Annotated in this window: 24 protein-coding genes and 1 other RNA gene; 8 read left to right on the forward strand and 17 right to left on the reverse strand. The window is 59.1% G+C overall.

Annotation, left to right across the window (positions count from 1 at the left end; all coding sequences use genetic code 11):
• The 3 genes from HUJ17_RS08840 to HUJ17_RS08850 all read right to left on the reverse strand — a co-directional run.
• Positions 1–887, reverse strand: an 887-nt coding sequence (locus tag HUJ17_RS08840; protein WP_290510342.1) for a hypothetical protein, incomplete at its 3' end; no start/stop codon positions are given.
• Positions 884–2,509, reverse strand: coding sequence for a GH3 auxin-responsive promoter family protein (locus tag HUJ17_RS08845; protein ID WP_290510343.1), 1,626 nt, complete (start codon positions 2,507–2,509; stop codon positions 884–886). The genes HUJ17_RS08840 and HUJ17_RS08845, both read right to left, overlap by 4 nt.
• Positions 2,510–2,523: 14 nt before the next feature.
• Complete coding sequence (locus HUJ17_RS08850) at positions 2,524–3,297, reverse strand: hypothetical protein (RefSeq protein WP_290510344.1); 774 nt, start codon at positions 3,295–3,297, stop codon at positions 2,524–2,526.
• Positions 3,298–3,504: 207 nt separating this feature from the next.
• Between HUJ17_RS08850 and HUJ17_RS08855 the strand changes: the two genes are divergently transcribed.
• Both HUJ17_RS08855 and HUJ17_RS08860 read left to right on the forward strand, forming a co-directional pair.
• Complete coding sequence (locus tag HUJ17_RS08855) at positions 3,505–4,512, forward strand: AraC family transcriptional regulator (protein ID WP_290510364.1); 1,008 nt, start codon at positions 3,505–3,507, stop codon at positions 4,510–4,512.
• Positions 4,513–4,637: 125 nt separating this feature from the next.
• The gene (locus HUJ17_RS08860) at positions 4,638–5,630 is read left to right on the forward strand and encodes a putative solute-binding protein (RefSeq protein WP_290510345.1); all 993 of its coding nucleotides are present in this window, start codon (positions 4,638–4,640) and stop codon (positions 5,628–5,630) included.
• Between the two features lie 148 nt (positions 5,631–5,778).
• On the opposite strand, the gene HUJ17_RS08865 is transcribed toward HUJ17_RS08860, so the two are convergent.
• The 5 genes from HUJ17_RS08865 to ffs all read right to left on the reverse strand — a co-directional run bounded on the left by HUJ17_RS08865 (position 5,779) and on the right by ffs (position 10,175).
• The gene (locus tag HUJ17_RS08865) at positions 5,779–6,921 is read right to left on the reverse strand and encodes an acyl-CoA dehydrogenase family protein (RefSeq protein ID WP_290510346.1); all 1,143 of its coding nucleotides are present in this window, start codon (positions 6,919–6,921) and stop codon (positions 5,779–5,781) included.
• Positions 6,922–7,110: 189 nt separating this feature from the next.
• A complete protein-coding gene (gene recR / locus HUJ17_RS08870) occupies positions 7,111–7,710 on the reverse strand; it encodes a recombination mediator RecR (RefSeq protein ID WP_290510347.1) in 600 nt (199 codons plus the stop codon).
• A gap of 12 nt (positions 7,711–7,722) precedes the next feature.
• Positions 7,723–8,040 carry a YbaB/EbfC family nucleoid-associated protein gene (locus HUJ17_RS08875; protein ID WP_290510348.1) on the reverse strand — a complete coding sequence of 106 codons (318 nt, stop codon included), beginning with the start codon at positions 8,038–8,040 and terminating at the stop codon, positions 7,723–7,725.
• Between the two features lie 28 nt (positions 8,041–8,068).
• Positions 8,069–9,922 carry a DNA polymerase III subunit gamma/tau gene (gene dnaX / locus HUJ17_RS08880; protein ID WP_290510349.1) on the reverse strand — a complete coding sequence of 618 codons (1,854 nt, stop codon included), beginning with the start codon at positions 9,920–9,922 and terminating at the stop codon, positions 8,069–8,071.
• Positions 9,923–10,078: 156 nt separating this feature from the next.
• Positions 10,079–10,175: signal recognition particle sRNA small type (ffs, locus tag HUJ17_RS08885), an RNA gene on the reverse strand.
• A 170-nt stretch (positions 10,176–10,345) separates the two neighbouring features.
• Between ffs and gap the strand changes: the two genes are divergently transcribed.
• On the forward strand, positions 10,346–11,362 hold the full coding sequence (gap, locus tag HUJ17_RS08890; protein WP_290510350.1) for a type I glyceraldehyde-3-phosphate dehydrogenase: 1,017 nt from the start codon (positions 10,346–10,348) through the stop codon (positions 11,360–11,362).
• A gap of 127 nt (positions 11,363–11,489) precedes the next feature.
• Here the strand turns inward: gap and HUJ17_RS08895 are convergent, their stop codons facing one another.
• The 5 genes from HUJ17_RS08895 to HUJ17_RS08915 all read right to left on the reverse strand — a co-directional run bounded on the left by HUJ17_RS08895 (position 11,490) and on the right by HUJ17_RS08915 (position 16,011).
• The gene (locus tag HUJ17_RS08895) at positions 11,490–12,008 is read right to left on the reverse strand and encodes a hypothetical protein (protein ID WP_290510351.1); all 519 of its coding nucleotides are present in this window, start codon (positions 12,006–12,008) and stop codon (positions 11,490–11,492) included.
• Between the two features lie 229 nt (positions 12,009–12,237).
• Positions 12,238–12,687, reverse strand: a complete 450-nt coding sequence (locus HUJ17_RS08900) for an Hsp20 family protein (protein ID WP_290510365.1) — start codon at positions 12,685–12,687, stop codon at positions 12,238–12,240.
• 163 nt (positions 12,688–12,850) lie between these two features.
• Positions 12,851–14,896: a carboxypeptidase-like regulatory domain-containing protein gene (locus tag HUJ17_RS08905; RefSeq protein ID WP_290510352.1), complete on the reverse strand. Its 2,046-nt coding sequence runs from the start codon at positions 14,894–14,896 to the stop codon at positions 12,851–12,853.
• Positions 14,854–15,519, reverse strand: coding sequence for a 2OG-Fe(II) oxygenase (locus tag HUJ17_RS08910; RefSeq protein ID WP_290510353.1), 666 nt, complete (start codon positions 15,517–15,519; stop codon positions 14,854–14,856). Before HUJ17_RS08910 ends, HUJ17_RS08905 begins: the two co-directional genes overlap by 43 nt.
• Positions 15,520–15,543: 24 nt before the next feature.
• Positions 15,544–16,011: a YbjN domain-containing protein gene (locus tag HUJ17_RS08915; RefSeq protein ID WP_290510354.1), complete on the reverse strand. Its 468-nt coding sequence runs from the start codon at positions 16,009–16,011 to the stop codon at positions 15,544–15,546.
• A gap of 181 nt (positions 16,012–16,192) precedes the next feature.
• Here HUJ17_RS08915 and HUJ17_RS08920 point away from each other — a divergent pair, with 181 nt between their 5' ends.
• The 5 genes from HUJ17_RS08920 to HUJ17_RS08940 all read left to right on the forward strand — a co-directional run bounded on the left by HUJ17_RS08920 (position 16,193) and on the right by HUJ17_RS08940 (position 20,060).
• Positions 16,193–16,879 carry a hypothetical protein gene (locus HUJ17_RS08920; protein WP_290510355.1) on the forward strand — a complete coding sequence of 229 codons (687 nt, stop codon included), beginning with the start codon at positions 16,193–16,195 and terminating at the stop codon, positions 16,877–16,879.
• A 277-nt stretch (positions 16,880–17,156) separates the two neighbouring features.
• Positions 17,157–17,705: a PadR family transcriptional regulator gene (locus HUJ17_RS08925; RefSeq protein ID WP_290510356.1), complete on the forward strand. Its 549-nt coding sequence runs from the start codon at positions 17,157–17,159 to the stop codon at positions 17,703–17,705.
• On the forward strand, positions 17,702–18,517 hold the full coding sequence (locus tag HUJ17_RS08930; RefSeq protein WP_290510357.1) for a DUF1853 family protein: 816 nt from the start codon (positions 17,702–17,704) through the stop codon (positions 18,515–18,517). Before HUJ17_RS08925 ends, HUJ17_RS08930 begins: the two co-directional genes overlap by 4 nt.
• Positions 18,514–19,548, forward strand: coding sequence for a DUF2804 domain-containing protein (locus HUJ17_RS08935; protein ID WP_290510358.1), 1,035 nt, complete (start codon positions 18,514–18,516; stop codon positions 19,546–19,548). Before HUJ17_RS08930 ends, HUJ17_RS08935 begins: the two co-directional genes overlap by 4 nt.
• The gene (locus tag HUJ17_RS08940) at positions 19,542–20,060 is read left to right on the forward strand and encodes a DUF4282 domain-containing protein (RefSeq protein WP_290510359.1); all 519 of its coding nucleotides are present in this window, start codon (positions 19,542–19,544) and stop codon (positions 20,058–20,060) included. The genes HUJ17_RS08935 and HUJ17_RS08940 overlap by 7 nt, the downstream gene beginning before the upstream one ends.
• 149 nt (positions 20,061–20,209) lie before the next feature.
• Here the strand turns inward: HUJ17_RS08940 and HUJ17_RS08945 are convergent, their stop codons facing one another.
• Genes HUJ17_RS08945 through pyrC form a run of 4 tightly spaced genes read right to left on the reverse strand, consistent with a single transcriptional unit; the run spans position 20,210 to position 24,757 of the window.
• Positions 20,210–22,360: an acetyl-CoA hydrolase/transferase C-terminal domain-containing protein gene (locus HUJ17_RS08945; RefSeq protein ID WP_290510360.1), complete on the reverse strand. Its 2,151-nt coding sequence runs from the start codon at positions 22,358–22,360 to the stop codon at positions 20,210–20,212.
• Between the two features lie 16 nt (positions 22,361–22,376).
• Positions 22,377–22,706, reverse strand: coding sequence for an SMR family transporter (locus HUJ17_RS08950; protein WP_290510361.1), 330 nt, complete (start codon positions 22,704–22,706; stop codon positions 22,377–22,379).
• An 8-nt stretch (positions 22,707–22,714) separates the two neighbouring features.
• Positions 22,715–23,719: a GTP-binding protein gene (locus tag HUJ17_RS08955; protein WP_290510362.1), complete on the reverse strand. Its 1,005-nt coding sequence runs from the start codon at positions 23,717–23,719 to the stop codon at positions 22,715–22,717.
• Between the two features lie 3 nt (positions 23,720–23,722).
• Positions 23,723–24,757, reverse strand: coding sequence for a dihydroorotase (pyrC, locus tag HUJ17_RS08960; RefSeq protein WP_290510363.1), 1,035 nt, complete (start codon positions 24,755–24,757; stop codon positions 23,723–23,725).
• Between the last annotated feature and the right edge of the window lie 252 nt (positions 24,758–25,009).

The following is a 25,009-nucleotide window of genomic DNA, read 5'->3' on the forward strand; positions in this document are numbered from 1 at the left end:
AGCCGCAGCAGCTCCGGGCGATTGTCCTCCACCACCAGGCTGTGCAGGGTCAGGTAAGACAGCACGCCGCCCGGTGCCGGCAATTTCATGCCGCCACGCAACAGGCTGTGGGTGTTGTAAAGATGGCGCATGACACCCATGCCACGGGCATAGCCCAACACTCGTGTCTGCTTGATGCCCTGCTGATCCCAGAAACCCATCAACCCCTTCAGGATTCCTCCGATCCACAGACCGATAAAGTTGCGCGGGCTGAGCCCGTAGCAATAGGCATCACCCCGCACACGGGACACATCCCAGTAGGGGAAAAACTGTTTCTGGGCGCCTTGATAGCGCAGCAGCTGGGAAATCGCATCCAGGTCCGCCTCACCCGTCTGGCGAATGACCACATCGCCGGGCAGCTTACGGCGGCGAGCCCGGGTATAGAGCATGCTGGTTTCAATGGTGCCCGACGGGTAATAGGTAGGCAGCCCGGCACGACCACTGGCCACCGTGGACAGGGACGCCATGTTGTCGCGCAATACCGTGGTCTGCATCCACTCACCGTCCGCCAGCTGCTTGCGTAATTGGCGAAACAGCCGATGCAGAATCATGCCGTTGCGACATTGTGGCGAGATACGCAGATCGTGGGCGTAACGCACCGGCCTGGCCTGCCCGTTTACCCACACATTACGCCAGCCTACATTGTAGACCGCGCCAATCGGGCCCCTGCCCTCGCGGGGCTCGGCCACCCAGACATCCGGTTCTTCGCAGGTCACCCGGGCGCCACGAAAGTAGTCAGGGTTCCGTTCGAAATTCAGGGTGACGGCTCCGGGCTGAGGCGTGCCCTGCAACAGCGACAGGATAGCGCCGTTATCTTCCTCCCGGGCCTGGCGAATGCGGTAACTCACAGCACTGCCTCCCCGACTGCCCGAGCCGATGCCTGCGAGTGGCGAAGCCATACCGGCAACTCTCCGGGCCAGTACTGCAAGGACTCCATCTTGATGTTGCCTTCGATCATGCCGCGCTCACGGCATTGCTGCAGGTAACGCTCGCGCATATCCGGGTGAATCACACAGCGCAGCGGTGCCAGTTGTTCCAGATTGCGGGCCAACTGGTAATGGAAGTGCTGCTGCAGGCTTGCGTCGAGGGCTCTTGCCACTTTTTCGCTTTCCGCGCTCTCTCCTTCCAGCAACAGCACATAACCGGGAGTCCCGCCGCCGGTATCGTCTACGGCCACGGTGCATACCGGCAGGGTTTTCGGTGGCAACGTCACCTGCGACAGGGACGCATCCAGCGCTGCCGCAGTAAGCTTCTCACCAACCAGATCCGTGGTGCCGGCACGGCCCAGAAAAGTCAGTGCCGGTATGCCGCCTGGCAGCCCATCCACCCGTACCAGATCCTTGAGCCGGTAACGGAGCAAACCACTGCCGGTACTCAGTAGCGGCATCACCTCCTGACCTGGCTCCAGTTCCCAGGGGGCATAAATGGTGCCATCGGACGGATCCTGGAATTCATAGACATGACTACGGTAGGCCAGCGTATGCTGGCCCTGATAGGGAATCGTGACCACCCCTTCAGTAGCCCACAGGCCCTTGCCCTGAAAGGCCGCCTGCGGCAAAAGGGCATGTAGCTGCCTGGCCCAGGCACCGGATGCAGCGGTATCCCAGGCGCTAACCAGTGCCAGTGACGGCCACAGCGTCATGAAGAAATCCGCACTCAGGCGCCCCTCCCACTGACGCAGCAATTCCGCTGCACGAGGAGAGCGAGGACAACACTGGGTATGGCTTCCCTGCATTCGCTTGCCCCAGGAACCACTCGCCAGCACCTCGGCCAATTCCTCACGCCACATGGCCATGGACTTGAGCAACCCCAGCCCGAAGGTAGGACTCCAGATGGACAACATGGACAGGGAGGAATCACAGATCAGGTAGGCCAAAGTGGCAAACAGGGAATCTTCGGAGGTGCGCGCCAGAGACACATCCTGAGGCACCGCCTGGGTCGCACCGGCCAGCAGGCGCTTGCCCATGGACATGAGCTGAATATCATCGTTGATATCCTCGCGCATATTGTCGCGCAGCGAGGTGGGCACCCAGGACATGGACCAGTAATGACGGCCCTGCCTGAGCCGCGGGAACTGGCGATACAGGTCGACGATCCAGGGGCTGATGGCGCTATCCAGTTCCGACAGAAACTGGCGGGTATAGGGAACCCATTTGATCGCAGAGGTCGACCCACTGGTGGGCTGGTAACGAACCACCGGTGACTGGATCAGGGCATTACCGCCCGTCTCACGAGCACGATTGACCGAATCGCGCCACTCTTCGTAATCACTCACCGGCAACTGCTCAGCAAAGGTTTCCCATCGCCAGTCTGATGCGATACCCCGACGCTGGCCAACCTCGCAGGCAGCCACCTTTCGCAAAAGTAACGCCAGCTTTTGCCTTTGCACATTCTCCAATCGTGCCCGCCCGGCGGCAAAGCGCCGCTCACTCGGCCAGGCGGCCATTTTGAGCAAACGATGTCCGAACATGGTCCCCCCGGTTTTTATTCGCAAGCCACGGCTGCAATTTGTGTTTTTGTTTTTCTGCGTTGTTTTCGCCACAGGGAGAATGGATAACTCAGCAGTAGGGAAAAATTGATTTCACCGATACAGGGCAATTCTGTACCCCGGTTCCATGTCGGATTGCATGTTTCGAAAAAATGAATTTTTTCGTTTTTCTGGCGCATTTCAGGAGTAATGCTTGCCACATTGGATTTCAGGTGGGTATAACCCTCACCAAAATCCAGCAATTTATTTTCCCCACAGTAGTAATCGGAAAATAAACGTTCGCAATAGGAATCCACCAGAGGGGCAAGCTCTGCATTCTTTCCTTCCGGGTGCGGGTAGTAGGTATGGAAGTTATTCGCCATCAATAAATAGGTTTTATAGCCTTTTGATATCAACAACCAGAACAGGGGACGGAAAGGATGACGCAACTTCTCACGGATCATGCGCAAGAAAAAAGTCACCTGTAAGGCTCTGCTACCCCAATACTTTTCTTCCATGATGGTGTCGCCGCTAAAAACACCTTTTACCCGTCGACCATCCACGTTCATTTCCAGAGTTTTCAAGGTAGAAAAACCAACCACGCGCTTGGTCGGCCTTTCCTCGACCAGAATCACGCCACTTTTTTCCACCATGTCGCGACAAAAAATATCCAGACTTATATTTTCGTAGTACGCGGAATAAATCTCATACATTCTTCGCATGACAGGAACTGATACTTTGGAAAGGGGTAGGTAACGAGCTTTGAGGGTTTCTGTTTTTTCCCTTTGCATTTTTCTGCTCCATGATTATTTTTATGCACAAAAAAGCGGGGCTCATCATGTCCACGGAAGGTGACCGACTTAATAGTTAAAGCGGCCATTTTTTTGTTAAAAAGGGCAAGCGGTGTTTAATACCGACGAAATACAACGCCTAATGAGAGCCCCATCACAAGCCTAACGACAACTTCATCAGGCATAATAAAAATGAAAAACGATGGAATGGCCCTCGACGTTCCTCTTATCTCAGTCCGTTATGCCCGCCGTTTTTTGCGGTTTGTACAAAAACACGGAATAAGTGGAACCATCGTGCTCGAAAGATCGGGAATCGATGACGACATGCTCAACAACCCTGATGCCTTTCTGTCCATCCGGCAGATCCAACATCTTCTTGCCAATGGCAATCGTCTTCTCAACGATCACACCGCCCCTTTCCGGTTTGGGCAGGAGCTGGATCTACATGGCCATGGCCTGTTCGGGTTTGCCCTGCTCCGCCAGAGGGATTACCGCAAGCTGGTAAATATGGTGGTTCAGTATCTGCGGGTATCGTTGCCATTGATGGATATGGAACTGCACTGTAACGGTGAATTGATCTCTATCCGCCTGCACGACAACTGGGACCTGAAAAAACTCAAACCCATGGTGGCGAATATCTATATGGGCAGCATCCATACCCTGGCATCACTGGTATGCCGCAAGTTCACGTTCGAATTTGATTTTGCCTGCCCCGGAAACAGCATGGCCTGGCAGCATCTGGCAGAGGGGGTAGAGGTAAAATTCAACAGACCTCACAACCGGGTGCTTATGCCCCTGTCAGGTCGCCAGGCAAGAGATGACGATACCAGCGTAGCCACCTACCTGGCCGCTGCCCGATCACGGGAGCAGATTCAGGGTGATAACAGCCTCAATGTGGTCATGAAAGTGCGGACCGAAATCATGAACACACCAGGCCGTGACAGCACTCTGGAACGAGTCGCTCAGAAACTGGGGATGAGCCCACGCTCGGTAAGGCGACACCTGGGACTGGCGGGTTTTGCCTTCAGCAGCATTCGCAACGACATCCGTGAGACGTTTGCCAGCCGCTACCTGCTGGAAACAGACATGGCCCTGGAAAAGATTGCCGACCAACTTGGCTACAGCGACCAGGCCAGTTTCAGCAAAGCCTATCGGAGCTGGACCGGCCGCACACCCGGGGAAGTCCGTCGTACCAGCCGTCCTGACCGCAACTGATGGAAATTGACCTAATCGCTCCTGGGCCAGGCGCTTGGGTTTTTCCATTTCCCCGTCATTCCCACTAGTATCAAGGGCACCATGCTGCACACCCCCATACCAGCAATAACAAGCAGGATAGATCCATGAAGAAGTTGATTATCGCCGTCACTACGGCCTTTGCCCTCACCGCTTCCCTGGCCGTCCAGGCCGAATCCATCAAACGCAAAATTTGCGTCTTTGATATCGTCGGCAACGTAGGACCGGTAATGAGTGCCATGAAAGACTGGCAGACCGCCGCACTAGGTTGGGGGCTGGAAGTAGAGCTGATTCCCCATACCAACGAAGCCATTGCCGCTGAAGATCTCAAGGCCGGTGTCTGTGATGCTGCTCTGATCACGGGTATCCGCGGTCGTAACTTCAACAAGTACGCCGGCACCATCGACTCCATCGGCGCCATTCCCTCCATGGAACACATGAACGTGGTCCTGAAAGTACTGGCGCACCCGCAAACTGCCGACCAGCTTTCACAGGGTTCCTATCAAATCATGGGTGTGGCTCCGGCCGGTGCCGCCTATGTCTTCGTGAACGACCGGGAAATCAACTCCCTGGCCAAGGCGGCGGGCAAGCGTGTAGCGGTGCTGGAATACGATGAAACCCAGGCCATCCTGGTTTCCCAGGTTGGCGCCACCCCTGTAGGGTCTGACATCACCAACTTCTCCACCAAGTTCAACAACGGCGTGGTCGATGTAATCGTCGCTCCACTGGTGGCCTATGATGCGCTGGAACTCTACAAGGGGTTGAGCCCGGATGGCGGCATCATCGACTACCCGCTGGCCCAGCTCACCATTCAGCTGGTGGCCAAGAAAGACCGTTTCCCCGCCGACATGGCTCAGAAATCCCGCGAGTATTTCTATAACAACCTGAACCGCATCACCGAGCAGCTGGACAAGGAAGCTCAGAAAGTCGACAAGAAATGGTGGGTGCAGATTCCGGAAGCCGACCAGAACGAATACGAAGTAATGATGCAAGAGGCCCGCGACCAACTGCGCGACCAAGGTTATTACGATCCGGACATGCTAGGTTTGCTGCGCAAGGTACGCTGCAAGATCGATCCAACTCGGGCGGAGTGCACCTGACAGCTACAAGCTCAAGCTACAACACGATTGAAGCTGGCAGCCGCATGAAAGCAAAGAGGCCGCGTCCATAGGTTTGGACGCGGCCTCTTGCGTTTCAAACACCACCAACACTATCCCGTGTTGTAGCTTGCTGCTTGTAGCTCGCCCCTCAAAGCCCCAACTGCTTGGCAATTACCTCATTCATGATCTCGTGGGTGCCACCGCCGATGGAGAGGATGCGGTTATCGCGGTACAGGCGTTCGACCACGGTGCCCCGCATGTAGCCGCTGCCGCCAAACAACTGGACCGCATCGTAGGTAACCCGATCGGCACAACGGGTGGCCACGTTCTTTGCCATGGATACATCCAGTACACAGTTTTCACCAGCGGCAATCTTGGCAGCCACCCGGTAAGTAAACTCGGTGCTGGCTTTCACGTCAGTGGCCATTTCCGCCAGCTTGTGACGTGTGACCTGGAACCCGGCCAGGGGACGACCAAAGGCTTCCCGCTCTTTCACGTAGCGCATGGCCTCGTCCAGTGCCAGCTGGGCAGTACTGTTGGCGGTGACAGCCAGGATCAGGCGCTCCATCTGGAAGTTGCTCATGATGCAGTAGAAGCCGCCGTTTTCCGGGCCAATCAGGTTTTCCACCGGCACCCGGCAATCCTCAAAGAACAGCTCGGCGGTGTCGGACGCCCACCAGCCCATCTTCTTCAGCTTGCGGCCCACGGAGAAACCCGGGGTGCCCTTCTCAACCAGCAACAGGCTGATACCGCCATAGCCCTTGTCGCCGGTGCGCACCGCCACGGTGTAATAATCCGCGCGCACGCCACTGGTGATAAAGGTCTTGGCGCCGTTTACCACATAGTGATCGCCATCGCGTACCGCGCGAGTGCGCAGGTTGGCCACATCGGAACCGCCATTGGGCTCGGTAATCGCCAGGGCGGAGATTTTCTGCCCACCGATCACCTCCGGCACCACCTTCTGCTTCATGGCATCGCTGCCCCACTTCCAGATCGGCGGCAGACCAATATCCAGAGACCCCAGGCTGGCGCACAGACCACCGGACGAACACCGCACCAGCTCCTCGCAGGCGGCAATCTTCATGAACACATCTTCGCCGGTGCCGCCGAACTCTTCCGGGGCATTGATACTCAAAATGCCGGCATCAGCGGCCTTGTTGTACAGCTCGCGGGGGAATTCACCGGCTTCTTCCCAGTCATCCACATGGGGCAGGATTTCCCTTTCCACGAATTTGCGAACGGTCTCGCGCACCATCTGGTGGGTTTCATTGAAATAATCCAACGCGCTCACAGAGCCTCCTTTTCATTAACTGACCTAGCGCTTGCTTGGTTGCTAACATAGCAGAGGGAGCATGCCAGAGGCCAGAGCGGTGTCTGACCTCTTCTGTGGGAAGCGATGCTTGCATCGCGAAGGGGGGCTAGCTGGGTGGGCATATTCGCGATGCGAGCATCGCTTCCCACAGGGGTCTGGCGCCTGGGCTTATTGGAACGGGCGCCGACCACGCAGGGCCTGGGCCAGGGTGGCGCCGTCGACGAACTCCAGATCCCCGCCCATGGGCACCCCCTGGGCGATGCGGCTGACAGTGACACCGGCTTCCTGGGCCAAATCCAGCACATAGTGAGCGGTGGCCTCCCCTTCCACGGTGGTACCGGTCGCCAGAATCAATTCGTTGATCTCGCCTTGCTTCAAGCGTTGCTCAAGCACATCCAGCCCCAGTTCACGGGGACCAATGCCATCCAGGGGCGACAATTCGCCCATCAGTACGAAGTACTGACCGCGGTATTCACCGGACTGTTCGAAGGCCAGCACATCCGCCGGCGTGGCGACAATACAGACCAGGGTGGAATCCCGGCGGGCATCGCTGCACACCGGGCAGAGCGCCTCTTCCGCGTAATTGCGGCAGCGCTGACAGTGTTGCACGCCATCCATGGCCGCATGCAGGGCATCGCCTAGCCGACGGCCCTCTTCCCGGCCACGGTCCAGCAGGGCATAGGCCATGCGTTGGGCGGAGCGAGGCCCGACACCGGGCAGGCAGGTAAAGGCGTGAATCAACTGGTCAACCAGCGGCGCATGCTTCACAGACAATGCCCCTTACGGCTTGAAGCCCGGCGGAAAGGGAAAACCGCCGGCCATATTCTGCATGTTGTCCTGCTGCTGCTTTTCCACCCGACGCACGGCATCGTTAACAGCAGCGGCCAGCAGGTCTTCCAGCAGTTCCTTGTCTTCACTCATCAGCGAGGCATCAATATCCACGCCCTTCACATCGTGACGACCATTCATGGTCACCTTGACCAGACCGGCCCCGGCCTCACCAGTGACCTCCGCATTGGCGGCCTCGTCCTGCATCTTTTTCATCTTCTCCTGCATGGCCTGAGCCTGCTGCATGAGAGAATTGATATCGAAATCCATCGTTGTCTCCACCCGGGCTGGCCGGGAGTTATTCCACTGTTTCTTTTGGCGTTACGCTGCCTTCGTCAAGACGACCATCAAAAGTGCTGACCAGCTGTTGTACCACCGGATCCTCTTGCAGGGTTCGGGTGGCATCGACCAGCAGCTCCTGACGCCGGGCTTCGGCCATGGCTTCCGGGGTATCGCCGGCCTTGCGTTCGTACTCCACCTGGATCTGGATGCGCCGCTGGAAATAATTTTCCAGCGCGCCACTCAACTCGTCCAGCCGCTCCCGGTTGACCAGCACCTCATGCCCGGTGCTGATACGCAAGGTCCAGACGGTTTCTTCGCGGCTGACCAACACCGCATTGCGGGCGATATTGCGCACCGTGCCGTCCAGGTCCAGACGCAGCAACAGAGCCGCCCACCAGGTAGCCACCTCCGATTCGCTGGTCGGTTCCGACAGCGGCGCCAGAGGCGGTTCTTGTGCCGCTTCCTGCTTCTGTGGTTCAGCCACAGGGGTCGGCATGGACTCCGGTTCAGGCTGGGGCGGCTCTGGCTCAAGTTGAACAGCCTCAGGTGCGGTCTGCTGAGAAGGCTCCCGAGGTGCCGGGCTCTCCATCTGAGTCAAGGCCGCGGATGTCGAACCACCTTGAGGCACCGATTCCGCTACAGGGCTGGCAGCGGGCTGGGGGGCTGGTGGCGTTGGCGGTGCCGGAGCAGCGGTGGGCCGATCCAGCAGGGCACGCAAATCCGGTTTGCCGCCGGCATCCGCCGACGGCACTGCCGCTTCAGGCTTTTTTGCGCCGGCGTGTTCCCCCCGGCTCGGCAACACCCCTTTTGGGGTAAACAGCACCATGCGCAGCAACAGCATTTCCAGCGCTGCGCGGCTGTCAGGGGCATCCTGAAGATCCCGGCGGCCACGCACGGCCACATCGTAATAAAGCTGTACCTGCTCGGCGCTCAGCGCCGCTGCCAGCTGGGTTATGGTTTCGTCATGGCTGCCCGGCACTGCCTGACAGACTGCCAGCTGGTGCAGCTGGCTGATCAACTCGTCCAGTAGTGCCAGTTCCCCGGGGCAATGCTCGCTGACGGTAGCCAGCGCCTGCAGCACGCCGCCCGGCTCCTGCTCCGCCAGGGCCACCAGCAGGGTCAGCACGTGATTACGGTCCACGGTGCCCAGCATGGCATTCACTGCCTCGCTGCTTAGCTGTTCGCTGCCGAAGGCAATGGCCTGATCGGTCAGACTGAGCGCATCACGCATGGACCCCTGGGCCGCCTTGCCCAGGGCCAGCAGGGCGGGCGCCTCATAGCGGATCATTTCCTTGTCGAGCAGGGCCTGCAGATGGCCGGCGATCTGCTCCGCTGGCAGCGCCTTGAGGCTGAACTGCAGACAGCGCGACAGTACCGTCACCGGCAGTTTCTGCGGATCGGTGGTGGCGAGCAGGAACTTCACGTGGGGCGGTGGTTCTTCCAGGGTCTTGAGCAACGCATTGAAGGAATGCGCCGACAGCATGTGCACCTCATCGATGAGGTAGACCTTGTAGCGGCCCCGTGTGGGCGCGTACTGCACGTTGTCGAGCAGCTCGCGGGTATCTTCCACCTTGGTACGGCTGGCCGCATCCACCTCAATCAGGTCCACGAAGCGGCCTTCGCCGATTTCCACACAGGTGGGGCAGACCCCACAGGGACGGGCACTGACGCCCTGCTCGCAGTTCAGACAGCGGGACAGGATGCGGGCGATGGTGGTCTTGCCCACCCCGCGGGTGCCGGTGAACAGATAGGCATGGTGCAGGCGATCCTGATCCAGCGCATGCATCAGGGCCCGCGAGACGTGCTCCTGCCCCACCAGCTCATCGAAGGTGCGGGGGCGGTATTTCCGGGCAAGGACCTGATAACTCATAGCACTCCAACCAACAGGCATCGACACCGGTATTCAGCGGAAAAGTGGTGTCTCATGAAGGGCTTAATGCTAACGAAGTTCCTGCGGGGAAGACAGTGCAGAAGGCGTGTTCGGTAAAAGCATGCCGGGTATCGGCAGGGAAAAGACTGGAGGTCTTCCCGCCAGCCACACCCCGGCACACGAGTCCACTGCTACCGTTGCTCCCTTCCGGGCCTGGCGGAGTTCACAGTCTGTCGTTGCGGGGGGACCGACGGGTCGACCATTACGCGCCTGCAACCGGAGCCGCAGAGCGAGGGCGCATTGTGGCTAAAGCGACCGGCCATTGCAAGATACGCCCTGTCCATCTGCCTAAAGCTTGATCAGGCTGGCCGTGATGACAGCCCGGGTCTACACTGAAAGTCTATGGTGGACGGAGAGTGTGCCATGACAAGCAGCAAGAAGATTCGCATTGCCATCAACGGCTTTGGCCGCATCGGTCGCTGTATTGTCCGGGCGATCAGTGAACATCCTGCCGGCGACCGTTTCGAACTGGTTGCCATCAACGATCTGGCCGATTTTGACGTGCTTGCCCACCTGCTGGCCTTCGACAGCACCCACGGCCGCTGGCCCCACTCCGTGCATTACGACGGCAACCACCTGGAAATCAACGGTCACCGAATCCCCTGTTTCGCCGAAAGCCGTCTGGAAGACCTGCCCTGGAAATCGCTGACACCGGATCTGGTGATTGAATGCGCTGGCAAGTACAAGAGCCACGACACCCTCAGCGCCCACCTTGACGCTGGCGCCCCGCGGGTACTCGCCAGTTATCCTGTGGACGACGCCGACGCCACCGTGGTCTATGGCGTCAACCATTCGGTACTGAGCCGCGAACAACGGATTGTCTCCAACGCCTCCTGTACCACCAACTGTCTGGCGCCCATGGTGGCAGTGCTTGATCAGGCCTTTACGGTTCGCCAGGGCCTAATGACTACCATCCACAGCTATACCAACGACCAGAACCTGGTGGACAAGGCCCACGGGGATTTACTGCGTGCCCGGGCGGCAGCGGTGAACATGATCCCCACCAGCACCGGCGCCGCGAAAGCCGTGGGACTGGTACTGCCCCATCTGCAAGGGCGGCTGGATGGTCTGGCGGTGCGGGTGCCGACCCTGAATGTGTCGCTGGTAGATTTGACCGTCACCCTGGAGCAGGTGGAATCCCTGGAACAGGTTCATGAGGCACTTAGCAATGCGGCCCATGGCGATCTTCAGGGAGTATTGGCGGTGAACCATCTGCCGCTGGTCTCCAGCGACTTCAACCACCTGCCCTACTCCTGCGTGGTGGATACCAACCACAGCCGATTACTGGGCCAACAGCTGAAACTGCTGGCCTGGTACGACAATGAGTGGGGATTCAGCCACCGCATGCTGGATGTGGCAGCGTATTGGATGGATGCCTGACGACTGTTGCTTTTGTGGGAAGCGATGCTTGCATCGCAAATAAGGCCATTCAGCAAACACTTTCGCGATGCAAGCATAGCTTCCCACAGGGATACTTTATGTTTTTCGTCCGGCGTCGGGCGCTACCTCAATCAAACGGACTGAAGTGCTCCTCGCGGCCGGCTTCTTCGGCTTCGTGACGATGCCCCTGCATGACCTTTTCCACCTTGCTGGCCTGCACAGCATCATCCGCATCCACCATCATCAGGTAATCCCCCTGCTCCACCCGATCCAGATAGGGCGTCAGGTGATGACTGCGGGAGGATACCCCGCGCAGGCCTCCTACCCAGGCGCCGAAACAGGTACCGAACAGGGTCACGCCGATGATGGCACCGGTATCCAGCTGCATGCCCCAGGGGTCTGCACCGGCCAGCAGAAAGCCGACCACCAGGCCCACAGCCATGCCGCCCATGGCACCGACAAAGCCGGAGTGCATGATGTCGGTTTCTTCCCAGGGGGTAGTGGTATGCACATGGGCCCGGGCCATGGCCGAGCTGTCATTGCCCATCACATGCAAGCGGTTTTCACCGATGCCCGCCTGGCGCAGATCCGAGGTTATTCCCTGAACAGAGGTCAGTGATTTGGCGAAGTAATACAGACGTTTCATTGCATGCCGCTCCCTGTGGCTGACAATGGGTTGGGTACTGCAGAGTTCCGGCCCTCCTGGCCTGGATAACAACGACTCTGCACTGATCCGGTGAGCATGATCAGTATCCGGTTAAGACCCTTTGGTTATATCGGGCCGATGCCGCCAGGCACCATCCCTAAATTAACAAAAAGGGGCCTTACCGACCCCTTTACTATGTCACAGAAAACGCGTCACAAAGTGCAGCGATTTAATTACGATTTGTTGGTGATTGTTCGCCGTCCACGGGGATTACCCGGGGTTTCTTTTCCTCGGGAACCACACGGTTCAGGGTCACCGTAAGCAGGCCATCGTTAAGACCGGCGCCATCCACTTCCACATGGTCAGCCAGCTTGAAGGTGCGCTCGAAAGCTCGCCGGGCAATACCCTGATGCAGCCAGGTCCGCTCACCATCATTCTGCGGCGGCAGACTACCCCGAATGCGCAGCTCGTTTTCCTGCACCGTGATCTCCAGATCATCGCGACCGAAACCGGCCACAGCCATCACGATACGGTAACGACCATCGCTTTCGCGGATGATGTCGTAAGGTGGGTAACCGTTGGACTGGTCCGCACGCAAGGCGGCATCCAGAAGTTCATCAAAGCGGTCAAAGCCCACGGAATGGCGAAACAGTGGGGCAAGGGAAAATCCGGTATTCATCACACATATCTCCATACTCTTCAGCAGACCCACACTGCGGCATCCACTGAAAAAAGGTTTACTGAATTGTGCGTGACACGGAACCGCTGCCACCGAAAAGTTCAGCAGCGCTCCAACCGGCCGGGTTGTCACAGTGAAATAAATGGGGATGGCGGAAAAACTTTCAAGACCCGGGAAGAATTTTTACCGAGGTCTGCTGGGGGGCAATGATAAAATCCGCAGGCGTATTGTGCGGCAGGGTGGTAGCCGTCACCGGGATGCGGGTTGCCTGGCCGTCAAAACGAACCGGTACCCGCACACACAACCGCTCGCCAGCGCTCACCGGCCAACCGGCGTTCTGCCCGCTCTGCCATTGCTCGCTGTCACCGGAACAGGACCGGTCCATCAACAGGCCACGCACCGCCGGGTGATCACTGTGGAATTGCACCTGACCGGTCACCGGCGCCTGATATTCAAAGGCAAGCACAGCAGTACTGCCTGGTAACAGTGCCGTGTCGACGGGGGCCTGCCAACTCGGCTCCGCGATCAGGCCCACCGGTAATGGTCCGGAATGGCGATCGGCGCTGGCTGTTAGCTGCCAGCGAATCTGGTTGCCATGGCGATGGCCCGGCTCACCATTCAGCGCAGGCAGGGCCGGCAACAACCAGCCTTCCGGCAACATCAGTGACAGCCGCAATGTCTGGCTACGACTCTGCGCTTCCGACAAGCGGAACTGGAAGGCCCCGGACGCACCCGAAGTGGTGGTTTTTTGCCAATCGCTGGCCGGATCCCGCAGTGTCAGTGTCAGGCCGGGCAATGGGGCTTCGTCGCCATCGCGGCGCTGATTGAACGCCTGGCCGTCGCCCACACCGTTATCCTCGAACAGCACGCCGGTAATCCAGTGACCGGCGGGTCGGCAACGGAACCCTGCCTCGGCACCCGCCACCGCCAGGGGTTGAAACCCTGGCCACTGGCGCTCGCCTCGCGCCAGCAACTGACCATCGCCCCCCTGGCCACCGCCTTTGGCTCCGGCGCCGCCGGCATGCTCAGGGGTAATCGCCAGCGAATCGGTAACGGGCAGGTCCAACCACAGGGTGCCGCCGCTACCACCGCCACTACCCACATCACCGGCAGCACTTCCCGCCGCACCGCGCAGGTCCAGCTCCCCCTGCCCCTGCAGGCCTGCGGCCCGGATCAGCAGCAGCCCGCCGCCAGCGCCGCCCTGGCCGCCGTCACCCTTGCGCCGGGCGGCGGCGCCACCGCCACCGCCCAGCACCAGGGCGCGAGGGGCAGCATGACCGCCCAGACCGCCGCCTTCCACCGGCATGCCATGACCACCGGCCGAGCCGTTGCCGCCACCACCGCCGTTGCCCAGCCGCTGGTGGGACAAATCAAGGCCATTACCACCACCACCTGCATTAGCGGGCGCACCGCGGCCCATATCCCCATCGGGATAACCCTTTCCCACCTCCAGCAGCAGGACCGGGGTGCCTGCGACACCTTCCCCCTTGCTGGCGTGATGGCCATAGCCCGCCTGCCGGTCCTGAACCGACGGCACCGGATAACGCCAATCCGCCGGCCGCCCCAGTGCCCCCTGCAACGACAATGCCGGGCCACCGCGGAAACCGGCGCCGGCCACCGACAGCCGGTGCCCGTTCAGGGCGACCTTGCGTCGCACATCCATCGCCAGTACCCCGCCCGTGTAGCCGTCCCAAGACAAGGCCCGGCTATCCTGCTGCAGAGAGAAATGTTCGTACTGAGGGACCCGCACCAGTTGCCAGCGACGGCGCCCCTGCTCACGGTTGGCCGGTGCATTCACATAGCTGTGTAACAGCCCGCCACCGGACCCGCCACCCTGAACCCACACCTGCTCCCCTTCTACACGATCAATACGCACCCACTCGGCGACCAGGCCGTGGCCCTGAAGCTGCCCATAGCCGGTACGGTTGGCGGTATTTATGGAAGCACCCTGCACTTGCAGCAACAGGGCCAGGTCGCCAGGGTGCAGGGGCGCGGGGCCGCGCTGACGAGTCAGGGAAAAGGTGCGGGTGCCGGAAGACAGGGTCTGGGTATCCGGGCCGGAGAAATAGCTGTTGATGACAGCATCGCTGCCGCCCTGGCCATCGCGACCGGGGTTGGCACAGACCGCCGCCCACGCGCCGCTGTGCCCCAGCAGCAGGACAATAATCAGCGAGGCGGATCGAGCCAGTCGGCGGTGGTGTTGTTGCAACGAAACCATCCGGCAATACTGTAGCGTTCCCGGGTGGCTGCCAAGACTTCGTGGGGAATTTTCTCGCTGAGGAACGCCACCAGAGTACCAGCGCGGGGTTCCACCTCAGTGGCCACCACCTGGGCATCCGGGTCCGGCCACAGCCGCAGGCGACCGCCCCACTGGCTCTGCCAGCCTTCGTTCAGGTACAACACCACGGATAGCAAACGACCGTTATTGCCGTTGAAGGCATCCAGGTGACGCTGGTAATAGTCACCGGGCCCGTAAATGGCAAAGTGGGATTCCAGCTCGAAAAGCCCCATGAACAGGGAGCGATTCACCGCCACCCGCAGGCTTTCCAGCCCTTCCAGCAACTGGCACTGGGCCAGAGTGTCACTCTTTAACCAAAGGGTCCTGTCACTGCGGACACGTGTGTCTTTCTGGTGCACCTGGCGGCGACCAATACCGGCCAGCTGGAATTCTCCCTGCTGGTCACGGTGTTGTGCTTCCTCGCGCAGGGCACGCACCAGCGCCAAGGGGAAATAACCAGGGGCAATGGCATAACCATGCTGGACCAACCCGTCGATGAGGCCGTCGAGGCGATCACCACCGAAACCGCCCAGTGAATCCGCATTGTCTTGCACCGCAGTGCCTCCCGAACCGAATCGTTAATGCAGCGCCTCTCCGGCACCGCTGTCCATCTCGTCCGGCCAGATCAGCCAGTGAAACTCCTGCCCTTCATCCAGCAATTGCACCGTGGCATCCACAGTGGCCTGGACGAAGTGGATAAACTGCTCGAAGGACACACCGTGACGGCTCAGCAGCAAATCGCAGGCCACCAGCCGGGGCAGAGAGTCGTCACTCACATCCAGAAACAGCTTGATGGACGGATACGCCATATTCAGCCGGGTCAGCTCCGCCTGTACAGCAAACAGGGCCGACGGGCGCAATTCCAGCTCGGTGGTCAGCAGAATGCCATCCTCCTCCACGAACACACGGGCATCCACTACCCCTTCGCGCTCCTGCAACTCGGACAGGTGCAACCCATGGCAGTGCTCACAGATGTAATGCCGAATATTCGCTTGCTGGAGCCACTGCTTTACCCGCTCCGCATCCGCATTGACGACGCCTAACATGATTTCTCCTGGCAACCGGTCACCGAAATCGTGCCGGGCGCGAATCATCTTCCATTGGAACCGAAAAAGAAATACCTGAATCCTGCCTTCAGGAATAGTCAGGTCCACACCAGTTTCGGTCATTTGAGCCCGCAGCCAGGCTGGGTATGATCCATTGATCAGCCGCTTCAGGACCCGAATAATGACAATACCCCACGTTGCCTTCCGCTCCAGCGATACCCTGCATCAGAAAACCGACGGTTTTATCCGTCGCATGCAGGGCGGCGCCACCCGGCCTGAGCCGCAAGAAATCGAAGCGATCATGAGCATCTTCATCGACGAGGCTCTCACCGCCTTTCTTACTCGGGCCGCCGAGGCGGCCCAGTTATCCCCGGGCATGATGAAGGTGGTACGGATGACCACCCAGACCATCAACAAGACCACCCACCTGGTGGTCAGCCGCAGCGCCAAAAAGCTGGATCTGCAACAGAACCGCGATGCCGCCGACTACATGGACCAAGTCCGTCAGCCGGCTCCCGCAGAGGATTTCTGGTACGTGGCCTTCCCGGTGGATGAGGAAATGGCCGCTCTGGGGAAAAGCCTGCCAGACCTGTGTGAGGAAGACCCGGAGAAGGCCCGCAAAGAGCTGGTGCGCTACCTGCTGGCACTGACCGATCAGGCCATCGACTGGTATTTCGAGCGCCCCATGGCCCTGCTGCAATTCGGCCCGGTACTGCGCAAGCTGGCCAGCATGGGCGTGGAGACCACGCGCAAGGCATCACGCAGCCTGATCAACAACCTGGTTCCCAAACTGAACGCGGAACAGCTCAAGGCCTCCGCGGAGTTTCAGGCAAGCCAGCTGGTGCCGCTGCCTCCCCGTTCCAACTGACCAGTCCGGCCCGAAATCCTGTCAATCCTGACCGGACTTTCGGGCCATCCTCCTCCATCCGCTCGTGCAAGACTGACAGAAACAATCTTTTCCTTTCTGGCCTGCTCGGCCTACAGACTGCATCCCTTTTGATAACAATTACTTACATTGCAGTTGGACTGTGGTGTAAGTTCACCAAGTTTTTACAAAACTACTTATTCAACGGATTGCGCAGCAATAACACGGCTCTCTACTATCAAAATAGTATTACGTCACATAATAAAACGAGGAGTGAGCCGTGTCTTTGCGCCATGCCATACTTGTCCTGCTTCAAGATCAGGAAGCCAGCGGTTACGACCTCGCTCGCGAATTTGCTAACAGCATCGGGCTGGTATGGAACGCCACCCATCAGCAGATTTACCTGGAGCTGGGAAAACTCAATGACCAGAATATGGTGAAATTTCGCCATATCCCCCAGGATGGCAAACCGGACAAGAAACTGTACCGGATCACGGAAGAAGGCCGCGACGAGTTGATTCGATGGCTTCGTAAACCTGCCGCCCCACCGCGCATCCGCGACGCCTTTATGGTAAAAATTGCTGGTGGCGCCCTGTCGGATTCGTCGTCGATCCTGCGCGAGCTGGATGACCAGGCGGATCTGCGTCGTGAGCGCCTGCATACCTTCGAGGCCTTGGCCAAGAAACTGGATGAGCAGGGCCGCGACAAGGATCTCTTTACCTATCTGACCCTGCGCCGGGGCATCCTGGATCAGCAGGCCTGGCTGCACTGGGCTGACGAGGTAAAAACCGCATTAAACAAACGCGAGATTCTATCCACTTCAGTATGACCACAACGGCCTCACCCACACCGGCCGGCCTGCTGCGCTGGCTGGTGGAGGCCCCGCCCCTTCTTCCCTGCCCTTCGCCCTGCCGGGATGCCGGTGAGCTGCTTAAACGCGAATACCAACTCGACCCGGACCTGCCGGAACGAGCCGCAGTGCTGCTGCAGGCTCACACTCCGGCACGACGACTGGGACTGATGTTCGAACAGTGGGTCTCGGCCCTGGTAGATGCCAGCAACAATCTGGAGCGGGTTGCCAGCAATCTGCCTTTTCGCTACCAGGGCCAAACCCTGGGTGAACTGGATCTGTTGGTGCGCGATCATCTGGAAGGAAAGCTCTGGCACTGGGAACTGGCGCTGAAATTTTACCTGGGCACAGCACAGGCCTGGTTCGGCCCCAACAGCCACGACACCCTGGACCGCAAGGCCCGCCATCTGTTCGATCAGCAACTGCCGCGCTCCACCATGCCGGAAGTGCGCGCACAACTTGCCAAGCAGGGCTGGCAACCGGATAGCATTGCCCTGCTGAGCCGCGGGCGGCTGTTCTACCGGCAGCATACCCCGACCTCCGGTCTGCAACCGCACCCGGGCCATGAACGGGGCTGGTGGCTGCCCAGCAACGTTCTGGACGACAGCGAATGGTCAATTGTTGAGCGGCCCTACTGGCCCAGCCCGTTTATGTCGGACAAAAGTACCACTTTGATTGCGACGCCCACCCTGATTGACTATGTTGAAACCCGTCAACGCCCCCTCATGGTGACCCAGCGCCACCGTGATACTCCGGGCTTTATCGTTCCTGTCAGCTGGCCAAACACATGAACTTTCAGTCTCAACCCACAGCGCTGGTAGACAACCAGGGCCAGGTCGCCCTTGGCGTGTTCCCCGAGACCGTAGCAACCATCAACGGTCGCAATGCGGATTACCGCACCCCCATGGGTCAGCCAGCGCCGCGTTTTGCCCGGCATTTTCACTACAAACAGTTCCAGTATTTCGGCGTTATCAGCCAGGAACTACTGGCCGGCTGTGCCTTGGCACACACCGCCTACCTGGGAATGGCGTTTTTTTACATCTTTGAACCCCGCACTGGGCGCTTACGGGAATATACTTGGCGCTCGCCACTGGGCCGCGAGCTGACCATGTCCACGTCGCCACGCCGCGGTGAAAGCCGTTTTCAACGCCGTGGCGTGGATATCCGACTGGGCTACCAGGAGCAGGATGGAGCCCTTAGCAAAACCCTGACGGTGAACCTGAAGGATCTGGCGCTGAATGTACGCATGGACGAGGGCCCGGATTATCAGCCCATGTCCCTGTGTACCCGCACCGGTGTGAATGGCTGGGTATACGCCAACAAGGTGGCTGGCCGCACCGTCACCGGCACGCTGGAACAGAACGGTAGCTGTCAGGAACTGGCCGATCTGGATGCCTTCGGCCACCACGATTTTTCCGCGGGCTATATGCGCCGCGAAACCTTCTGGAACTGGGCCTGCCTGTCCGCCCGTGCGGGTGAAACACGGGTAGGGCTGAACCTGTCCTGCGGCGTCAACGAAACCACATTTTCAGAAAATTGCCTGTGGCTGGATGACCAGATGATCCCCACCGGCGGCGTGATCTTTGAATACAACCGGGATGATCTGATGCAACCCTGGACCCTGCACAGCCAGTGCGGGCAGGTAAAGCTTCGCTTCACCCCCAATGGCAATCACCGCGAACGGATGAACCTGGGCCTGTTTGCCAGCAATTTCAACCAGCTGTTTGGCCGCTTCGATGGCGAGCTCCGACTCAAGGACGGACGCTCCCTCACCATCGACGGGCAATACGGTTTTGTCGAGGAGCAGTACGCAAAATGGTAGAGAATAATCAGCAAACAACACCGGAAAAACTGCCCGAAAAATTCGGTGACCGTATGCGTCGCGGCCTCTTCTGGGTGGTGCAGTACTGGCGTGAGCTGTTCAATTTCAAGTTCGACAAATACATGATCATCCAGGTGCTGCCCGGCGTATACGGCATCGCCCTGGTGGCCATTGCCTGTGCGCTGATCTATGTCTGCGTGGAAGCCTTCATGGCATCCACCTGGCGCGGGCTGTTCTACTTTTTCTTCGCCGCACCGCTGACCTTCCTGGTGCTGGCATCGGTACTGCGTGCCCTGCTGGAATTCTACATGGTGGTATTCAAGATCTCCGAACACGTGGACGAACTGGTAGGCCTGAGAGATACCGTGGATCGCCTGTCCGGCATCGGCGACAGCGTGGACGAAATGGTAGCCGTTACCCGCCGCATTCCATTCTGGCGGGCACTGTCCAGCAACCCCGGCAAGGCCCGCTCAAAGAAAACCGATCAGGTAGAGGAAAGAAAAAGCGCCTGATCCGGCGCTTTCAAAAATCCGCTTTTACCACAGAGATCTCAGAGAACTCTGAGAGAATGTTTTTTCTGTAAGAGCGCCGCTCCTACGATTACGCAGGGTGCGATTCGCGACGCGAACCGCACCCTGCGGAAGATCCCCCCGCATCAATATCAGCGCGTGGCTTCCAGCGCCGTCAGCAGCAACCGCTGGTAAAGATGGGCACGGATACCGTGCGGATCGGCCAGAGCCATTCGCTCCAGCTCGGCGGCGAAATCGCTTTCGCTACCCTCCTCAAACAGCGCCTTGCGTCCCAGCTTCAGGTATTCCTTCTGGCTGACTTTTTCCTTCAACCAGGTCAACGCCTTGAGCAACCGCTGCTCCACATCATTGAAATCTGAACCCAGCGGGAAGGTGGGGAACGCCTTGTCGCCATGCCGTGCCGCTATTTCGTGTAAATGCTCTGGATTGTTGCGCCGATGGGGTTCAGGGATCTGATAATCCTGACGCAGTTTGCCGGCGGCCTGGGCCTCCTCCATCAGATCGATCTGGAAACGACTATCAGCCACGTTAAGCATGGCCATGACCACTTCCTCATCGGTCTTGCCACGCAGATCCGCCACCCCATATTCAGTAACAACCATATCGCGCAGATGACGTGGAATGGTGTTATGCCCATAACGGAACAGTACATTGCTCATGGCCTCGCCGGCGCGCTCACGCCAGGCCCGGACCATCAGTATGGAACGTGCCCCTGCCAGTTCATGGGCCTGGCTGACGAAGTTGTACTGCCCGCCTACCCCACTGAGTACCCGACCGTCTTCCACCTGGTCGGCCACCGCCGCCCCCAGCAGGGTCACGGTGAAAGCGGTATTCACAAAGCGGGCATCCTGGCGCTGCAGGCGCTTGAGGGTTTCTTCACCGTAAAGATGATTGATGAAGCTGATGTGGGTCATATTGATAGCCGCTCGGCTGGCTGGACCCAACTCACGGAGACGTTCGTAGAACGCCTGGGGCCCAAGGAAGAAGCCCCCGTGCATGACTACGCCACCGGCCAGCTCTTCGCCGAATACCGCCTTGAGCGCCTCCCGGGTAGCGCGATCATCCAGGTCGTTGGCCACGCGAATATCATTGGGCAGCACCAATTCATCACCATGCTTTTTAACATCACTACGGAAAATTCCGAAGCGCTTCAGCTGACGCAAGTGGTCATGATTGAGACGACGGCGAATGGCATCCTGCTCGCGCAGGGCATCCAGCAGGGCCAGCCCGGGCTTGGCCGGGTTGTGCATTTCCAGCTGCTGCAGGGGCGCCCAGTCATACACCGGGCGGCGAATAATGCCATCATCAATCAACGTCAGCAGACCATGAGTCATCATCTCGCTGCAGCCGTACAGGCCCTCGCGGAAGGTGCCTGTGCCACCTTCCCTTTCCACCAGCTGCTGATGGCTATCCGGCAAGGACCAGGCCTTTAACAGAGATTGATAGAGGTCGTTATCCTGCTCCCGCAGGCGCAAATGATGGACCAGCGCATCGCCCAGAGCGCCGATCCCGATCTGCAGCGTGCCGCCATCCTTCACCAGGGAACTGGCATGCAAGCCGACAAAGTGGTCCTGAATATTTACTGGCATATTCGGGGTGCTGAACAGGCGCGTATGCCCTTGAGGATCATCCAGCAGGATATCCATGTCCGGCAGCCAGTCATCCACCCGGGCATCGTTTTCCATAAAGGGAAGATCCCGGTGCACTTGCCCCACTGAGACGATGGTCTCGCCAGCATCCCTGCGCGCCTTGAGCAGCGGCATCAGATCCAGAGTCACCTCCGGATTACAGGAAAAACTATAGTAATCACTGCCTTCTTCCTGCCGGTGGGCCAACATCTGCGCCACCACATTGATCTTGCGAGCATTGAGATCACGGGCCACGTGAGTGTAGTTACTACTGATGTAATGCTGCTGGGCACTGTCGCTGCCCAGCATGCTGCCCGGCTGCACGAAGAACTCGAACACGCGGATGTTATCTGGCAGGGCGCTGCGTTTCTGGGGCTTCAGGTAAGCCAGCTCTTCATAGTCACCGAACAGGCGATCGGCGAAAGGATTGAGAAAGCGTTTTTCAAGATCACTGCCGGCGCCGGGTTTGCCCAGGGACAGGGCTGTATAGATATCCAGGGACAGAGAGGGATCCTTTTCCACCCGGGCATAGAGCGCATTCACAAAACGGTTAGGCTTTCCCAACCCCAGCGGCATGGCCAGGCGGATGTCGCCACCGGTCTGCTCGATCACATAATCCACTGCCTGTTCGGCATCTTGCATCCGTTCTGTCACGGGAGCTCCTTGTTATTCAATGTGCATTGGTGCGAGACACGAACGTCACCAGCACCACGCCAACCACGATAAATGCCATCCCGATCACTGCCGGCAAATCTGGTTGCTGACGAAAAAACAGCGCCCCGACAAGCGCAATCAATACAATACCCACACCGGCCCACACCGCATAGGCAATCCCCATGGGTACCGTACGCAAGGTCAACGACAGGGCATAAAAAGCGATGCTGTAACCCACCACCGTCACCACAGAAGGCCATAGCCGGGTAAATCCCTGGGAGGCATTCAGCGCGCTGGTCGCCACCACTTCAGCGAGGATGGCCACGGCAAGGTACAGATAACCCATGTCGGATCCTATTGATTGGCAAGCTGTGTCAGCAAGGTTTCCCAGTGTGCCAGTTGTTGTTGCGCAAAGTCAGCCTGTGGGTGGCGCACAATCAACACCAGCCGGGTAAGCGTATCCTCATCGGGCCATTGATTCAGCGGAGCCAGTTCGGGTTCCTGACCTTCCACCCACTGCACCAGCAAGGGCCCATCCAGCCCGTCCACGCGCATCAGGCCTTTCACCCTGATCAGTGCACCTCCGCATTGCCCGGCTAGCTGCTTCAGGGCGGCTTGCCAAAGAGGCCATGACAACCTCCCATCCCAGCGCAGGGAAGCACTGTAAAGCTGATGACGGGATGGCTGAGTCTGCGGATGTTGCGATGACAACAGGGAGCCGCCCGAAGGAACCGGAGCAAAACTGCCGGTGACCCGGCAGCGACGAGGAAAGGACTGTTTCAGCAAATCCACCGGCGCCGGTTCCGGATAGATACAAGCGGTGGGGTTAAGCGCTGTCAATTGTGCCTGCAAAGCCGCCAGGGCTTCCGATTCACAATGCGCGGTTTTCGACAACACCAAAGCATCGGCGGCATGAATTTGTTCCAGCCACTCCGGGTGACGTTCCAGGCTATGCGTTCCGGCCACCGCATCCACCACGGTCAGTACTGACTGGCAGAAAAAACGTTTCTTCAGCCAGGGATCCTGCTCCAACGGGGCGATAACACCAAAGGGATCGGCAGCACCGGTGGTTTCCAGCACCAGAGTGGAGAACGCCGGTAGCTCACCATTTTTGCGGGCCATGAACAGGTTGCGCAGGGTGGTCGACAGGGAACCTTGAATCACGCAACACAGGCAACCACCGGACAGCAGGGTCACCGGAACGCGGCTCTCTCGGGTGAGATGCTGGTCGATACCGATATCGCCCAGCTCATTGATGATCACCGCCAGATCCTGGCGTTCTCTGAGCCAGCGGTTGAGCAGCGTAGTCTTGCCGCTGCCCAGAAACCCGCTCAGGACAACAACCGGCAAGCGCTCCATCAATCAGCCCAGGGACCAGGGCAGCTGCTGGCCAGCGTAAAAGGGCACCATGGCTTCGCCGGCCGCATCAATCACCTCCGGTACGGACCAGGGCTTGCGTACCAGGGTCACGGTGTCGGTATGGCGTGGCAAGCGGTAGAAATCCGCGCCGAAATGGCTGGCAAAGCCTTCCAGCTTGTCCAGGGCGTTGTGCTGCTCAAGAAAGCTGGCATACAGCGGTAACGCCGCCCGGGCGGAATAACAGCCGGCGCAGCCGCAGGCCGCTTCTTTCTTGTTGCGTGGATGCGGGGCGGAATCGGTGCCCAGGAAAAAACGGTCATGCCCTTCCAGCACCGCCTGCTGGATGCTCTGCTGATGCTGGCGCCGCTTGAGAATGGGCAGGCAGTAGTTATGCGGGCGCACCCCTCCCACCAGCAAATCGTTACGGTTCATCAACAGGTGCTGCGGCGTCACCGTGGCGGCGGTCAGCTCGCTGGCTTCGCGCACAAAGTTAACGCCTTCTGACGTGGTCACATGCTCGAAGACAATACGCAAGCCGGGAAACTGGCGGCGGATATCATTGAGGTAACGATCGATAAAGACTTTTTCCCGGTCAAAGATATCAATGTCCGCATCGGTGACTTCACCATGAACCAGCAGCGGTACATCGTGTTTTTCCATGGCCGCATAGAGATGGTTAATCTTGCCCGGATCGGTGACGCCGCTGTCGGAATTGGTGGTAGCGCCGGCCGGATACAGCTTGAAGGCATGCACGAAGTCACTCTTGGCGGCTCGCTCCACCTCTTCCACCGGTGTGGTATCGGTCAGGTACAACACCATCAACGGCTCGAAGGGGACGCCCGCCGGCACCTGGGCGAGGATCCGCTGCCGGTACTCGTCGGCCTGGGCCACGGTATTCACCGGTGGCGTCAGGTTGGGCATGACAATGGCACGGCCAAACACATTCGCCGTGGCCGGCACCGTCTCGGCGAGCAGATCGCCGTCGCGGAAATGCAGATGCCAGTCGTCGGGGCGGGCGATGGTCAGGGTGTCAGTCATGGCGTCACCTTGGTAGTCATTTTTTTCGGGGTGGATAGTGTAGCGCAACTGCAGGGGCCGGCGGGTTGAAAATGTTTGCTCGTGGAGATGAGCGCGGCTCGTCAGCGTTTTTTGCGTAGGAGCCTGGCTTGCAGGCAGGCTCCTAAAAATTGTCACGCCGCCGGGTAGAGAGTTCCGCTGATTTTACAGCACAAACAAAAACGCCCCGCAGTGCGGGGCGTTTTTGGATATATGGCGGAGAGGGCGGGATTC

Source organism: Alcanivorax sp., assembly GCF_014762765.1.
Taxonomy (GTDB): Bacteria; Pseudomonadota; Gammaproteobacteria; order Pseudomonadales; family Alcanivoracaceae; genus Alcanivorax.

Excerpts from the sequence above, each read along its gene's own strand:
- HUJ17_RS08845 (WP_290510343.1), bottom strand. The coding sequence starts at position 2,509 with ATGTTCGGACATCGTTTGCTCAAAATGGCCGCCTGGCCGAGTGAGCGG.
- HUJ17_RS08850 (WP_290510344.1), bottom strand. The coding sequence starts at position 3,297 with ATGCAAAGGGAAAAAACAGAAACCCTCAAAGCTCGTTACCTACCCCTT.
- HUJ17_RS08855 (WP_290510364.1), top strand. The coding sequence starts at position 3,505 with ATGGCCCTCGACGTTCCTCTTATCTCAGTCCGTTATGCCCGCCGTTTT.
- HUJ17_RS08860 (WP_290510345.1), top strand. The coding sequence starts at position 4,638 with ATGAAGAAGTTGATTATCGCCGTCACTACGGCCTTTGCCCTCACCGCT.
- HUJ17_RS08875 (WP_290510348.1), bottom strand. The coding sequence starts at position 8,040 with ATGGATTTCGATATCAATTCTCTCATGCAGCAGGCTCAGGCCATGCAG.
- dnaX (WP_290510349.1), bottom strand. The coding sequence starts at position 9,922 with ATGAGTTATCAGGTCCTTGCCCGGAAATACCGCCCCCGCACCTTCGAT.
- gap (WP_290510350.1), top strand. The coding sequence starts at position 10,346 with ATGACAAGCAGCAAGAAGATTCGCATTGCCATCAACGGCTTTGGCCGC.
- HUJ17_RS08895 (WP_290510351.1), bottom strand. The coding sequence starts at position 12,008 with ATGAAACGTCTGTATTACTTCGCCAAATCACTGACCTCTGTTCAGGGA.
- HUJ17_RS08900 (WP_290510365.1), bottom strand. The coding sequence starts at position 12,687 with ATGAATACCGGATTTTCCCTTGCCCCACTGTTTCGCCATTCCGTGGGC.
- HUJ17_RS08915 (WP_290510354.1), bottom strand. The coding sequence starts at position 16,011 with ATGTTAGGCGTCGTCAATGCGGATGCGGAGCGGGTAAAGCAGTGGCTC.
- HUJ17_RS08920 (WP_290510355.1), top strand. The coding sequence starts at position 16,193 with ATGACAATACCCCACGTTGCCTTCCGCTCCAGCGATACCCTGCATCAG.
- HUJ17_RS08930 (WP_290510357.1), top strand. The coding sequence starts at position 17,702 with ATGACCACAACGGCCTCACCCACACCGGCCGGCCTGCTGCGCTGGCTG.
- HUJ17_RS08935 (WP_290510358.1), top strand. The coding sequence starts at position 18,514 with ATGAACTTTCAGTCTCAACCCACAGCGCTGGTAGACAACCAGGGCCAG.
- HUJ17_RS08940 (WP_290510359.1), top strand. The coding sequence starts at position 19,542 with ATGGTAGAGAATAATCAGCAAACAACACCGGAAAAACTGCCCGAAAAA.
- HUJ17_RS08950 (WP_290510361.1), bottom strand. The coding sequence starts at position 22,706 with ATGGGTTATCTGTACCTTGCCGTGGCCATCCTCGCTGAAGTGGTGGCG.
- HUJ17_RS08955 (WP_290510362.1), bottom strand. The coding sequence starts at position 23,719 with ATGGAGCGCTTGCCGGTTGTTGTCCTGAGCGGGTTTCTGGGCAGCGGC.
- pyrC (WP_290510363.1), bottom strand. The coding sequence starts at position 24,757 with ATGACTGACACCCTGACCATCGCCCGCCCCGACGACTGGCATCTGCAT.